4 protein-coding genes are annotated in these 14567 nt (G+C 41.9%); 3 read left to right on the top strand and 1 reads right to left on the bottom strand.

The features are described from left to right. The first annotated feature begins 403 nt into the window (after window positions 1–403). On the top strand, window positions 404–11101 hold the full coding sequence (locus OCV27_RS07180; RefSeq protein WP_125320872.1) for a M91 family zinc metallopeptidase: 10698 nt from the start codon (window positions 404–406) through the stop codon (window positions 11099–11101). An 89-nt stretch (window positions 11102–11190) separates the two neighbouring features. Here OCV27_RS07180 and metA read toward each other — a convergent pair whose 3' ends face one another. Further along, on the bottom strand, window positions 11191–12132 hold the full coding sequence (gene metA, locus OCV27_RS07185; RefSeq protein WP_125320871.1) for a homoserine O-acetyltransferase MetA: 942 nt from the start codon (window positions 12130–12132) through the stop codon (window positions 11191–11193). Window positions 12133–12257: 125 nt separating this feature from the next. Between metA and OCV27_RS07190 the strand changes: the two genes are divergently transcribed. Then, entirely contained in the window at window positions 12258–12635 is a 378-nt protein-coding gene (locus tag OCV27_RS07190) for an ATP-binding protein (protein WP_125320870.1), read from the top strand. Window positions 12636–12765: 130 nt separating this feature from the next. Further along, on the top strand, window positions 12766–14496 hold the full coding sequence (gad, locus tag OCV27_RS07195; RefSeq protein ID WP_125320869.1) for a glutamate decarboxylase: 1731 nt from the start codon (window positions 12766–12768) through the stop codon (window positions 14494–14496). Window positions 14497–14567: the final 71 nt, after the last annotated feature.

The raw sequence follows: 14567 nt of genomic DNA on the forward strand, positions 1-14567 counted from the left end.
TAGTCCACGTAATTCATCTTGTCTGATTGGTGTTTAACACAATTGCGTCATTATTGATAAAAATGTTGAAAAAATGTGTAAGCCCAAGGATAAGCCGCTGATGTCAATGTTTTTATCTTGGTATTGAATTTCACATTTAAAACCAAAGCAATCAATTTCTAAACATTTGGCCTTTAATTTTTACACCAAGTAAGGCGTACAGATGCGAGAAACGTTTAGGCCGTTATCTTAATTTTTATACCTTTTTATATCTCGTCATAATGACTCATAAATAGCCATTTCACTTTCCTTACGCCCATCATGATGATTGTATCAATAATATTTTTTGAATGATCAGCATTACAATCAGGCTTTGCCAGACTGTTGAATTGATACATCAATCCTAACTTTATGGATACAAGTCATGAAAACACTTCCCCTAGATCAACAGAGAGTGAACCGCGAACAAACAAATGCTCACAGGAGCGAAGCTAACCGATCACATCCTTCACCTATCATAGAAGTAAAAGGCGTTAGCTCTCGAGTCGGTAAAAGGGAAAGTGGCTCATCGCTGGACAATATTCTTAGTCAGGCTCAAAAAGATCAAATCAAAAGCAAGGATAAGCATGTCAAAGTTGCATTTCATGATAGCACTCAAGGAAATGAAGTTGATAAAAAGCCTGTTACCCCAGATAAGACATTTGATCGAACAAAGGGTACGACATTAGTTATTGAGCAGGAATTCCAGGCAAATAGTGATGTATTGGAAAATGAAACTCATGAACGTATAGAAAGCTTCTTACAAAACTTCGAGAGTATCCACAGCGATTGGGAAGAGTTTAAATTACTTGGCTACAACAGAAAATCCCCACAAGTCAATCAAGAAGCGATTGCTGAGCTAAAGAAAATAGCAAATAAATTATGCCAACATGAAGATCGACAAGTGATTTACAGGGCAAGGGAAGTATTGAGACTTATAAAAAGCTTCCCTCAAAGAGATATCAATACACTGGTGTCTCGGAAGTTGACTCATCATACTGAAAAGGAGCGAGGAAAAGCGGTCGTGATGGTTGCACATGTTAATGCCTCTATCACTATGTTACAGGATGGCTTGGAAATGCTTGCTCATAGTCGTCAAAAAAAACTTTCCCAGAATTTAGCAGTAAAGGTAAAGGAAAAGACTCGCGACGCAGTGATAGCTGAAGCATTGATGTATCTCTCTCAAGGAAAAGAGAATCAAGAAGCGCTGAAATTATCGTTGCAGACAATATTAGATGAGGATAAAGGGGCGTTAGCTAAAAAACTAACCAAGGCGCAATCGTCTGAATTTGAGGCAACTTGTACCAGCGAAGCTGAGAAATTTAGAGAAAAAGCACAAAGTTTGCAGGAAACAGCGACGCGGGTATCTCGATCGATGATTAAGGTAAAAGGGTTTCTAGGAAATGTACATAAGTCGCCCGCATCTATTGATAATCGAGCTAAAGCTGAGGAGTTTTTAGCAGAGTCTTCGAGCTTGTTAAAGGGGCTGAGTAAAGATATTAGTGACAGTGCTCAAGCACTTTCCCCTCAAAAATCGACTATCAGTAAGGTGGGCACCTCCGTTGGGAATTCGTTGATAAAAGCCCTAGTTGCCTTTGATAACCCTGATTATGCGTTAGAGTCCGCTGCTTCTAAGGTGGAAAAGGGGGGAAAGTCTTTTGTTGAGGGAGCGAATACACTCAAGTCTACTGCTATCTATGGCACGCATAAAACCACACAGGCAGCGAACACAACGAAAATTAATCACTTAGAAACTGCTGAGCAAATCGTGGATTCCACTGCCCGTGCATTTCTAAATCAGATGTTAGGAGCGCAAGAACATATAACGCGTTCGGTCGAACCACTTCTCTCTACATTAACGACAATGATAAAAGAAGATGAGAAGTTAAAAGAAAAATTAGGTTTGGATTACCTAGAAGATTTTGCTTTGAACGGCGATATCTCTACCAAAACTATACAGAAAGCTTTGCAAAGTAAGGAAGGAGAGAGCCGAGAAAGGGCTGCATTGCATGCTGTTCTAGATGAGAGTTTAAGGATGAGCCGAACTCAGGAAAGCAAGGAGAGTCGAAGTTGGTTTAAGAGCCATGAAAACCTCAAACAAAGTGTTGGCTCAGTAAACCCGTCTATAGATCGAGCTGTGAGTATGATGTCTGATAGTAATCTTCAACTCGTTCAAAAAAGGATACTCGATCGTGTACCTGTGGAATTAAAGCCTGAGGTGACGAAATGCCTAGCAGGGCTGACTTCTCAAATTGTGGATTACAGAACTCAGTTAGAGAAGTCAGTTAAAGCACTAAAAACGGTGGTAAGTTTGTCTGGGCGTGGTGATTTTGAAGGTGCTAGGAAAATTACACTTGCTGCGAAAAAAGATGCGGAGATAGTTAAGCAAGAGATTAAAACAAAGAGTACCGAACTCACAGGAGAATCTCTTCACAGCTACTCACGCCATGGGCGATTAGCCAAATCAATAGGTGAATGGATCAATAATACCAAAGTAGAGTTTTCTGACGAACCAAAAGAAGTGGTAGAGATTATTGATCATGTGCTTCAGGGTTTTGAACACGATGGTATAGATACGTTGCTGAGTAAACGAGGGGACCCGTTAGCTATACTTGGTGGTGAACGGGTAAAAAACGCAGAATCTGAAGCGGCAGAAAAGATGTTACTTTGGGGGAAAAGTGCTGCTGAAATCATGAAAGAAAGGGGCGACTTAAAGGATTACTTTTTTCGCTGGGGAGAGAAAAATGTTTCTTATGCGGCGGCAGTAAGTCTTATCGGTGGTGCGGTAGGTGAAGGAGTAGCCGCCTTAGAATATCTTGCTGATTTCGATCCGAGTCTTAAGCCTAAAATGGGCCTTTTAAAGGTAGCTTTGGCTCCCCTCACTATGGAAATTGGCATTCGAAAACTTAAAAACTCAGTCAAGCCAGGGCAAGATTTACCGTTTGAAGAGATCAATCAATATGTGCGTGAGGAGTCCTTAAAAGCGGCTTTTCGTTTGGCAACTGGGCTTATGCCTCGTGGGGCTAAGAGTGCCTTAGGTGCTGCCATTACTCTTGGCGGGTTAGCAACTGGGAATAGCAACCTAGGTAAAACGGTTAAAAGTCATTTTATTCTTGATACCGCATACGTGACTGGTTTTATGGGAGCGAGAGCTGTAGCTGATGAAGTTATTGGAGAAGTGCTGAAAGGAAAAACACTATCAGAAGATATTCAGCCAACAGAAGAACTTTCCAATGCTTTTGATGAGTCAAACGCACCCTCTGACACCTATCCAGCAATTGCTCGAGGTAAAGGGGAATATAAAGAGGCGGTCGATGCGTCGCTTGAGAAAATAGCCGGTACGTCTTTCGGGCGTGACCTGCTTGAATCGATGAACCAGCAGCAGATACGCATCACTATGCCAAATGATAGTGTCCATACCATAGAGGGTAAGCATGATCATGAGCCATCAGTGGCTAACCATGCCAATCCTGATAAAAATATGGTTTTCTTTGATCCTCACTATAAGCCGAGCACTGAAGATATCAAATCCCGCCCTTGGCTTGATTGCGATTCTTCTGTCGTTTTATTCCATGAAATGCTGCACCTCTACTACAGTGAGAATCCGATTCAATTTGACATATCAGGACAAACTTATCAATTTAGTGGTAAGGGCGATCCTATCTCAGAGCACATGGTGGCAGGGGCGGACTATGTTAGTGAGCAAGGGGTTGAGTTCCGTTTTTCTGATCCTGAGTGGGTCAAACAACACTTAACGGCTGGGCAGTATGTAAATGAGAACGACCTTCGAAAAGAGTTAGGCCAACCCATACGTGAGAACTATTACTTTGATGCACGAAATACGGGGGCTAATCAAGCGAGGTTCTTCAACCCATCTTCGTCTGTTGAAGAAGAATCATCACTTGCTCAATATCAAGAAAATCCGAACATGTCAGAAGAAGTTCAATTTTATAAAGACTTCTTTGAAGATGAAAGAGAGGCTCTGAATAAGGTCAATAAGGCCCAAAAAGAATTTGACGACGCAAAAAAATTGCCAAGGTATATTCTCCAGCCGCTAATGCCGGGGTCACTAATACCTTCTTACGTAGTGAACACGGAAAGAACATCAAAAATGAACGGTAGTCGCCATAAGATATTTGTCGCTAATGGTCAATTATCTCGACTTCGTACTCAAGAAAGACAGTTTAGAAGTGTCGTGCCTAATCAGGAAAGATTGGTGTATGCAAAACTCTGGCGAGCAGAAGTTAAAGAAAAATATCACAATAAACCGAACTTGATTCATCGTGCAGTAGAAGAATCTTCTAATGCCGAGCAATATTTAAAAAAAGTTGAAGGTGATATTAAAAACGGTCGTAACTCACAATTGGAGTCAGGTTTATTTCCATTCCGGCCGTATCAAACGCTTAGTAAGTTCAAACAGGGTACTAAGGCTGAGCTAGATAGTGCTTATGAGTCAGGTAAGCTGCGCAACGTGTATACCGTTATTTTATCCAAATTAGAATCAGTGAAAGCAAGGCTTGCTGAGGCAGATATAACTCCAGAAGAACGACAACATCTAAATAAGCAAAAGCAAGTACTAGAGCAAGCAGAAGTCGCACTTTTTGCCTACAGTTCTTCGCTCTTGCCTGATATTCGTCCTTTGTTCGAGGTTGAAAGTGCGGATGAGTTGCTAGGTGTTACGAGCACCGCCTCGATTGACCCTCGAAATATAGAGCCTAAGGCAGTTGAGTATTTGACCTTGGTCGCCGACTTTCTTCCCAGCCCTGTAAATCAGCAAGTATTAGAGGCATTTCTGAAGTCTGAACTGAAAAAGGCCAAGCTTAATCATAGTGATGATACTCAAGTGATAGAGTACACCTTGCTGACATTAAGAAACGGTCGTATGGGGTTAGAAAATGGAGAGGTGAGAATTTTTGGTGATAGTGACTATCCAAATCTTATTGCGTCATCGGTTAATGATATAGACCCTGACTTTCTTAATGAAATTTTGAAAAAGGCAGGGACAAGCGAAATGAGGGGTACTCATTATACTGCTGATACCCGAGTTCAGGTTGAGATATATCATTCTAAAGTTCTCGAAGGAAGTGTAAGTTTTTCAGGTTTGATTTCACCTGATTTTGATTTATCCCATGTCTCTGCTCTTTTCATTCTTAATTCTGACGGGAATAGAATACCATCCAGGTATAATTCGGAAGGTATCTTTGAAAGTAAAGAGCGCATAGAGTATCTGAGAAGAGCTTATCATGATGATAAGCTCGAATCTGTCTATACAGAAGAAAGTCAAATATCACCTTCATCAGATAGAGAACTCATTGATCTGTCCATTAGATTTAGGCTTGGTAAGCTAAACTTCCGCGACTTTATTTCTAATATTGAAGGTAGGTTTAATCAAACAAATTTGAGTCATGAAGAAAAATCCTCATTGCGCCTTTGGCTCAATAACTATCGCAACGCTTTTAACCTAGACAGAGAAAGCCTCTCCAAGGCTCTTGCTGCCTCAGGTCATGACATTTATGACAAGATCGTATGGGTATCAGATGGGGATAAGTATTCCCCGACAACGATTCAAGAACTGGTTTCATCGAAAGAGCTGCGTGAACGTTTTCAATCAGGTGTTGTGTATACGCCAGAAAAAATGTCTCTAAACAAGGGTGAACTGGATGAACTGGTGACATTATACGAAGAAAACCTTGCTTTGAAGACAACGCAAACCGTGCCGGTTCTAGACGCTATGAACATCGGAAAGTATTTATCTGTCCACAAAGATGTGGATGAAGATGAGGCATATGACTTCAATATTACAGTCAAGGTGCGCGTTGAAGGTAGTCAACAGATACAAACCCTCAGCGTCCCTTTTGTTGCAGCAATGTACGATATAGACGGTTATTTAGCTTCAATTAGTTCGGAAGACAAGAAATATGTGTGGGCGGGTGAGATTGTCGATAAGTTCCCTCGCGTCTTTAAACAAGAACTCTTGCATATTATGACATCGGTTGATATGGAGGAAGAATCAGCTTTTCTTCAAGAGCAGGAGGCACTACCGTCTCAACGCAAATCCATCATTGAAATGGAAAAAGACATGAGTGCCAACCAAAAAGCACGAGTGCAAAATCTTCGTTATAACGATGGCATTATCCGATATTTTGATGGGAAAAACGCAGAATTAACACGATCAAATCAAGGGCCTCGGGCTACGGATTTAGTTTCCATACAAGGAAGTGATGACGTGCAAGTACCTTTGTTAGCAGTGGTGCGAGGGGATGTTCCTGAGTCTCTAAAGGGCCAACTTATAAAACCGAACGGTCTGGATGATGAGACTTGGCAAAAGGCACAAAATGGTGAGCTATACAATGAGATAAAACAAGCAATCAAGCAGCAGGATATTGACGCTGAAAAACTGGATACCTTCTGTAGAGAGCAGCAACAAACAATCTCAAACATACAAGGGCCAGATGAATATATTAGAAACTGGATACGTGATAAGTCAAATTTACGTCCTGACGAAATCATAACTGTGACGGTGAAAGCACGAGCGAATCCTAGTCTGTATGCCAATAACCCTCAATATCGAGCGGAATATGATAAAAAACCGCCTAAAACTTACCATTTCACTGTCTACGAGGTAGTAACCGGTCAGGCTCAAAACACACTTAAGCAATATAGACTGTCGGATATCACGCCCAAGTGGCCTCGTAATGAGCGACTTGCACGTTTATGTGAGCGTCAAGGAGAGATGTTAAATGATTATAAGTCTTACATTGGAAATATTAAAAACAACGATGCCAATGATATGGACCGTTACCTTGAGCTGGTACATCAACAAACGGGTGACGAAAAAAGAGACATTATAGGTATCCTTGACACTCTTATAGAAAGGCTTGACCAAGTAACTTATACCAGCGGAGAGCGGGATATAGACTTCGCTTTAGAGGTTGTTAAGCAGCTTGTTGGAGTCGCTGATTTTTTCCTTCCTTTTGGTGCTATAAAGAGTTACGTCGTATCAACGGCTATAGAGGTGGGTGCAGGGCTGCTGCAAGCGGAGAACGCCAGTTCTCCAGCGGAAAAAGAACTTTACAGGTTACAGGCTCGTAACGCTTTTATTAACAATACCGTGATGAGTGTCCCTGGAGTGTTGAGTTCAAAACCGCTGAGAAGTGTTGGGCACCGTATTCAACAGAGCTATAGTCTGCCAGATCGTAACAGTATGAATTTACCGACCCCTCTAGAAGGGAGCTTAAAGGGAAGTACTGGTACTAACCATTGGGACATAGGTAAGTATTACTGGTCTAGGTTAGATCAACAGTATCACCCACTGAGTGCTTTACGAACCAAGACAATGATCGAGAGTAGGGCTTATTCAGCGATCGAAAGTAATCAGCCTCATACAGCGATGGAGAATATCGTCTCTTTAAGTAAAAAAATGCACCAGCCTCCTTCTCTTTCAGAAGCAAGGCAATTAAATAGGCTTCTTGATGTGTACTTCAATAAGTTTATCGGAGGTGAGGAAAATATTATAGGAACTAATATTGGGAGGATGAGCCACGGTGATATACAAACGAAGTGGTTGAAAGAAATAGACATACCCTTACAGAACAACTTGAGAATGACACCGGAGCAAATTACCGATTTAAGGAAAGATTTTGCGCGTTTATTGAGGAAGCTTGACGTATCTGACACTGCGGCTTTACAGAAAGTGAAAAATGCACTGGACGAATTACCAACTGCAAGGCTAAGCAGATATGGCGATGGTCAATCGATAAAGCAAGACTACAGGGTAACAGACGCTCATGGAAATCGGATTGGTACCATTGAAATCAGTGGTACGCGAAAGTCCATTGATAAGACGATGGCTGCTTTGGACGAAATTAGTAATACAGGCTCAGGGGTGCGATTACTTCAGGGGCTGGCAGACAAGGGAGTTAAAGTACAACTGCCCTCAATGGGGGATGTTAATCGTGTCGGTGCTGATGGACAGATCTATGCAAAAAATTCCGCTGCGGGGAAAATGGTTTCTTTTGATCCTGAAAACCGAATCCTGGGCCGCGATGCCTCGGCGGCTGAGGGCTTGCCACATTTGGAGCGTGATCCATCGATAGGGCTATTTCATGAATTGCTGCACATATATAACGACGCTTATCCCTTACGGCTTCCTAAAGCTCAGGGAGGATTTCTGAAAGTCGGTGGCGCGAGCTCTCTTGCGGAGGAAAGCCGGATAGTCGGCATCGAGTTCAGGCATCCCAATGGGGATAGTTATGACTTTAGTTCAAGCGAGTTTGTTGAGTCCCACCTACCTGAGGGGGGGCACTACCTGACAGAAAATATGTTTCGAAGAGAACACGCACAAAACTTAGGCCAAACAACAGTTTATAGACCTTATTACGGTACTGGAGCTCAGCAAGTTCCTTATAAACCTGCTGAGGTTTCGGGGACGACGCATGAAACGGAAGGACTCTTTGGCAAAGGGAGTAACAGTGGGGATTTTTCTGCTCAAGACTTGAAGTCATATCGTCAAAAATTGGAAACTATTGAAATAACCAAGAAAAAAGTTCCGTCGGACAGTTCGAGAGTTGTGAAGGGGAAAGAGGCATTCCATCAGGGTAGTAGCCAAACAACCAGCGGAGAGTATCGTTTTCTGGATCAGTATTCTTTGAAACAAAAAATGGAGGCGCTTGACTCGAATCAGCTCCTTGATGGTCGAGAGCTAGACTCAAAGACAGCGGGAGCCTTGCACCAAAAAGCCAAATCCGAGCTTGGTGAGATAGTGGCAGAAAGGCATATAGAAAAAGCATCAGATTGGGCTAAAAGCGCTAAAAAATCAGGTGGAGATGACTTTGAGATTATACCTCAGGGTCAGTACTTGAAACTTTCTGGGGGAGAGTGTCGGCCGACGTCAATGCTGATGGCCTATGCGATTGAAACAGGTAATGTGCGTAATTTTGCATCGAGACTAAAGAATATAGGAACACAAGAATCTTCTTTGTACAAACTCCTCACAGATCTTCATGGCGGGGGAACCCAAAGTACCAAACAATTCAATGAATTGATAAAAAATATGCAACCTAACGGGCAGGACGCTGGGGTACAGTTCAAGTTAAATCAGCTTTCAGAGAGCAGTGTTTTCCTCGATGGATGTAATTCGGCGCGAATAGACATAACGGGGCATTCTATGTCTATGAGTAAATTTGGTTCGAAGTATTACTTCTTTGAACCCAACTATGGTGTGGTTTCATTTAAGAGCTTTGATAAGATGAAAAGCTTTATAGGAGTCCATCTTAAGTCTGAAAAATTTGGATACTCAGACTTTAAGGGCGATGTCAATATTGTACAGTTGAAGTTTGCCGATAATGACATAGCAACGCTGAAACTGAATGGAGAAACACTCTCAGATGTAGTTTCAAAGCAAGATTTTGCTGGAGTCGCTGAAAGAAAAGAGATGGCAGCAGAAGGACTTATGGCCTTTGATGGCCCTAGCTCAAGACAGACATCAGGTGTTGACCATGATGATGTTGGAGCAAGTAATACTCAGTCCACAAGTGGCTTTGTTCCTTATGATCGGCCTGGTGGTGAGAAATATATCTATTTCCCTGTTGTGGATCATCAGCGGGTATCGGGAAGGCTTATTCCTTTACTCCGAGATCTCCGGATAAAAGGAGGCGCTGCAATCACCCCTGTATTTAGAGATCAGGGGCAAATTGTCGAATTCAGGAGAATTCTGAATAGGAAATATGGCCCTGAAGAGTTTTCGGCTTTAGAGCCGGAACTACGTTATTTGTATAAAGTAGATAAAACGGATTTAAGTGATCTGGATGAAACCAGTACTCTGTATGTGAGTGGTCATGGTCAACCGGGGAGTAAAGAAATCGATGGGCAGTTGTTTTCGTCAGATACTTCTTATGTGGCTAGAGAGCTGCATCGCATGAAACTTCCAGATGTTACGACGGTTAAAGTCGCGACCTGTAACAGTGCTGTTGGAAATCCAGAGCCTATTAGGGTTCCAGAATCATTAGATGCTGCCCAAGCATATGCTTATGTGACTAATCCAACAAGGATGGGGCCTTTTGACGATTCGTTTGCAGGAGACTTGGAAAACAAATTGATCGTTTTATCCTCAGAAAGAGAGCCCGGAAAAGTCTATGGCTATCTCGGAAATATCACTTGGGCTAAGACCGAGACGGTAATCGGGAAGATTGAAAATGGGCAACTGGTTTTTGCTCCGCAGCAGAAGAAACGAGCGGAATTCTTTGGTTTTAGTAGCGGTAATAAGCCAGTCATAAACTTTCGAAGAAGTGACATGATGCGTGGTCGCTTTTACGATCCAAACCCAATGTTGGGGAGGCATGGTCCACAGGATCTATCTTCAGAAATGCCGACAATTGATCGTGGTGAATTGAAGGCAAACCATCAAGATGTAAAACCTGAAGTAACACGTCAAAGCGGCCGTGCTCTTATACAAGCTCAAGGTGGAGAGCCAAGTAAAAAAGTCTACTTTGCTGAGGCAGAAAGCAGGCAATCAAGAAGGGAAGCAAGGCACACAGTATGGGAAAATAGTACGAATTCCAGTGATACCCCAAATACTGATGTTTTTCTATCTTCTCCCCGTAAGCCCCTGAATGTAGAAGAGGTAGTAAAACAGATGGATAGTGGTCTTTTGCAGCAATATGATGAAGCCACCGGTTATATTGGGGCAAATCCAGCATCCTTTGTCAGGATTGTTAGAGTGTCTGCTCATAGCTATGAAATAACCATTGAAACTCTAGAAACAGAAGTATTGGAAGGCGATACGCAAGAGACCACCTATCCGGAACCACAGAGCGAAGAGTCTTTACCCTTGCCACCGCCTCCTAGTCGCGGAAGAGGGTCTATGGAAAACCCAATACGTGGACTAGGTGAACATATTGAGAAGGGACAGATTTGTACCCGTTTTCACAGTGAGGATGATAAAGTTTACTATTTGGCAGCAAAGTTCTCTGGGCCAATAGAGTCTAGACCTGATCCGGCAGATACAGAGCGTTGGCATGTTGTTAAATCTGTTATTCGTGGATTTGCAGTAAGATCTACTGCAACTTCTGGGCGCCGTAATTAACATATTGATATAAAAACGGCTGGAATAATCCAGCCGTTTCAAATGCCATTAATCTACGGTAATGATGTTTAATGCTTATCTAAACAGCACTAGTCGTCTTTAGTAAAGTTCTCTTCGCTAAATTGGTCCAAATCATAAGGTGTTTGCTGATAAACACAATAATTGAGCCAGTTAGAAAACAACAAATGTCCATGACTTCTCCAGCTAGCAACTGGCGGGTTGTCTGGATTATCGTTGGGGTAGTAATTGACTGGGATCGCTGGTTCCATTCCTTCACCTAAATCACGAACATATTCATGATGTAGCGTTAGAGCGTCGTATTCAGGATGCCCGGTAACAAAGACATTACGTTTGTCTTTAGTTGAAGCAAGGTACACACCAGCCATATCGGATGTAGCTAAAACATCTAAGTTGGTATGTTGTTCTAAATATTGCGGTGAAAAGTCAGCGTAACGAGAATGCGGCGCAAGAAAGGTGTCATCAAAACCGCGTAACAAAGGATGAAAGGCTTGATGAGTTTGGTGATGATACACACCAGACAATTTTTCTTTACGTGTACGTTTAGGCAGGTCATAAAGTAGTTTCAGTCCAGCTTGTGCTGCCCAGCATACATATAATGTTGAGGTGACGTGCTCTTTTGCCCAGGCCATAATGGCTTGTAAATGCTCCCAATAAATCACATTTTCAAATTGTACTAATCCAAGTGGCGCACCGGTAATAATCAATCCATCGAAGTTACGGCCTTTAACGGATTCAAACTGTCGGTAAAAGTTATTCAGGTGCTCAGTAGGCGTATTCTTACTCGGTCTATCGTCAATACGAAGCAGTTCGATGTCTATTTGCAGCGGGCTATTTGAAAGTAGACGAAGAAATTGAGTCTCAGTTTCAATCTTTTTGGGCATAAGATTAAGAATTAATACCTTAAGAGGCCTGATTCCTTGAGTTGAGGCTCGCGACTCTAGCATGACGAAAATATTTTCTTGACGTAATACATCACTCGCAGGTAGTTGATCGGGGATCTTTATTGGCACAGCTTGCTCCCTTAGCTATTTGGACGTCTATACATCCAAAATAACGTAAGTCCACTAAAATGTCGATAGTATTCTTATGCCGATTTACGCTAAAGTTAGCACCTTATTATTCGAATTAGTTACTTATGACACTTAAATTAACAATTATTCGTGGATTACCAGGATCTGGAAAAAGTACCTTCGCAAAGACGCTGGGTGTAAATCACTTCGAAGCGGATATGTATTTCATTAACGAAATAGGTGAATATCAATTCGACTCAAATGCGATTTCAAAGGCGCACGCTTGGTGTAAAAAGAGAGTTCTTCAGAGCTTAAAGAATCGAGAGAGTGTTGTTGTCGCCAATACCTTTGTTATGAAATGGGAAATCATCCCTTATTATAAAATGGCTAGGCAATATGGTGCTGAGTTTGAAGTCATCGAATGCCAAGGAGATTACGGCAATATCCATGGCGTTGATTCAAATACGATTGCGGAGATGAAAAAGTGCTGGCAAAAGTGGTAAAGAAACATTTGCTCGTTTGAAATTCTAAGTCGATTGCTCTCAAATGCCTTAATTTTATTATGAGCTTGTATTCATATATTTTGCTTTCTATGCTCAATTGGTTTTAACTAAATAAAGTTAGAGGGCAAAAATGGGAAACATAAACGATATTGAGCTTCAAACATCAAGTACGCCGACTTATGGGCGTAGCTTGTTCCGAGAAGAGGCTCCGACACAACAAATCCCGGATATTGAGCATGATCCACAAGCTGTATACCGATTTATACGAGACGAACTTCAATTGGATGGCAACCCAACTCTGAACATGGCTTCATTTGTAACCACTGTCATGGATGAAGAGGCGAATCAGCTTATTCGCGATAATCTTGGTAAAAATTACATTGATGGTGAAGTCTACAATCGGACATTAGAGATAGAGCAACGCTGCGTAAGAATGCTGCTCGATCTTTTCAATGCACCACATAATATGAAAACCGCAGAAGAGCTTGCTCACGATAAAAGTATCCCAAGTGGTTGGGGAACGGTTGCCATTGGTTCTTCTGAAGCACTGATGCTTTGCGCGCTTTCCCACAAAGAACAGTGGAAAAAGAAGCGTAAAAAACAAGGTAAAAACTTCGATAGACCAAACATTGTTATTGGTTCTGATGTTCACATCACTTGGGTCAAATACGCTCAATATTTTGATGTCGATATTAAATGGATTCCAATTACTGAAGAAAACAATTTCGTTATCTCTGCCGAAAAGGTTAGGAATGCTGTTGATGAGCATACGACCTGTGTTGTCGCCGTTATGGGGACATCTTACACTGGGCAAAATGACCCAGTAGAAGCGATCAATGATGTTCTGGTTGACATAAAAAATGACACGCAAAAAGGTTGGGATGTGCCTCTTCATGTTGATGGAGCGAGTGGCGGCTTTATCGAACCCTTCCGTGATGATAGTCAAGTGCCGAGATTAAATTGGGATTTCCAGTTAGAACAAGTGAAAACTATCAACGTTTCCGGACATAAATTTGGTTTGGTCTATCCTGGAGTCGGTTGGGCATTATGGAAAAACTTCCGTGAAATCCCAGACAAACTGTTCATAACCACCAATGTTCTTGGCTTCGATGAATCCACTTACAGCCTTAACTTCTCACGCGGTAGTGCTATGGTACTCGCTCAGTATTACAACTTTTTACGACTTGGTAAAAGGGGCTACAGTGCGGTTGTACAAAACTTGATGTCATTAGCGCATGACTTATCCAATGGTCTAGGCTCATTGCGTTTGACGGTGACTGAACATGACAAAAATGCGGATGATAAGGAATCAAGTAAAATTTTATTTAAAGACAAACCTATATTTACAGTCATCAATGATGCCGAATACTTTCCAGCTTCCGTTGTAAGGCTTAATTTGAAATATGATGGGCAAGATAAGCCATTAACAGATGATGATATTGAAAATTACCTATACTCTGTTCACGATATTTCAGACAAGCTTAAGCAGTCTAATTGGGTGGTCCCCGCTTTTACGATGCCGCTTGAAAAAACACCACCCATCAAAGACGAAAACGATAATGTCATCAAGCCTGCGAATCAGGATGTACCAGCTATTGCGGTTATGCGTATGGTGGTTAAAGAGGGCATTAGCAGAGATATGGTTAGTATACTGATCCAGAACTATGCTGATGCAGTGATAAAGCTTGAGCAACAAATTCGTGGTATTCAAAATTCTGATAAGGAATACAAAGCAAGAGTTTCTTTTGACAAAGAGGCGGCTTGCGGTGCTGTTGATTTAGTTGAGGCCGCTTGTTTTAAGCTCCAATACGTACAGAAAACCTCAGTCAAAGCATCAAGAGTCGCGCTAGGCGCAAAATAGTTAAGTAGTTTATAGCCGTGCTAAAAACTAGGTTTTTAATGCGGCTTGGCTTAAAAGCGTACAGTACAGCT

It is taken from the genome of Vibrio pectenicida (genome assembly GCA_024347015.1).
GTDB classification, from domain to species: Bacteria; Pseudomonadota; Gammaproteobacteria; order Enterobacterales; family Vibrionaceae; genus Vibrio; species Vibrio pectenicida.

What these genes read in the sequence shown, in the direction of transcription:
- OCV27_RS07180 (WP_125320872.1), top strand. Translation starts at nt 404, where the DNA reads ATGAAAACACTTCCCCTAGATCAACAGAGAGTGAACCGCGAACAAACA.
- OCV27_RS07190 (WP_125320870.1), top strand. Translation starts at nt 12,258, where the DNA reads ATGACACTTAAATTAACAATTATTCGTGGATTACCAGGATCTGGAAAA.
- gad (WP_125320869.1), top strand. Translation starts at nt 12,766, where the DNA reads ATGGGAAACATAAACGATATTGAGCTTCAAACATCAAGTACGCCGACT.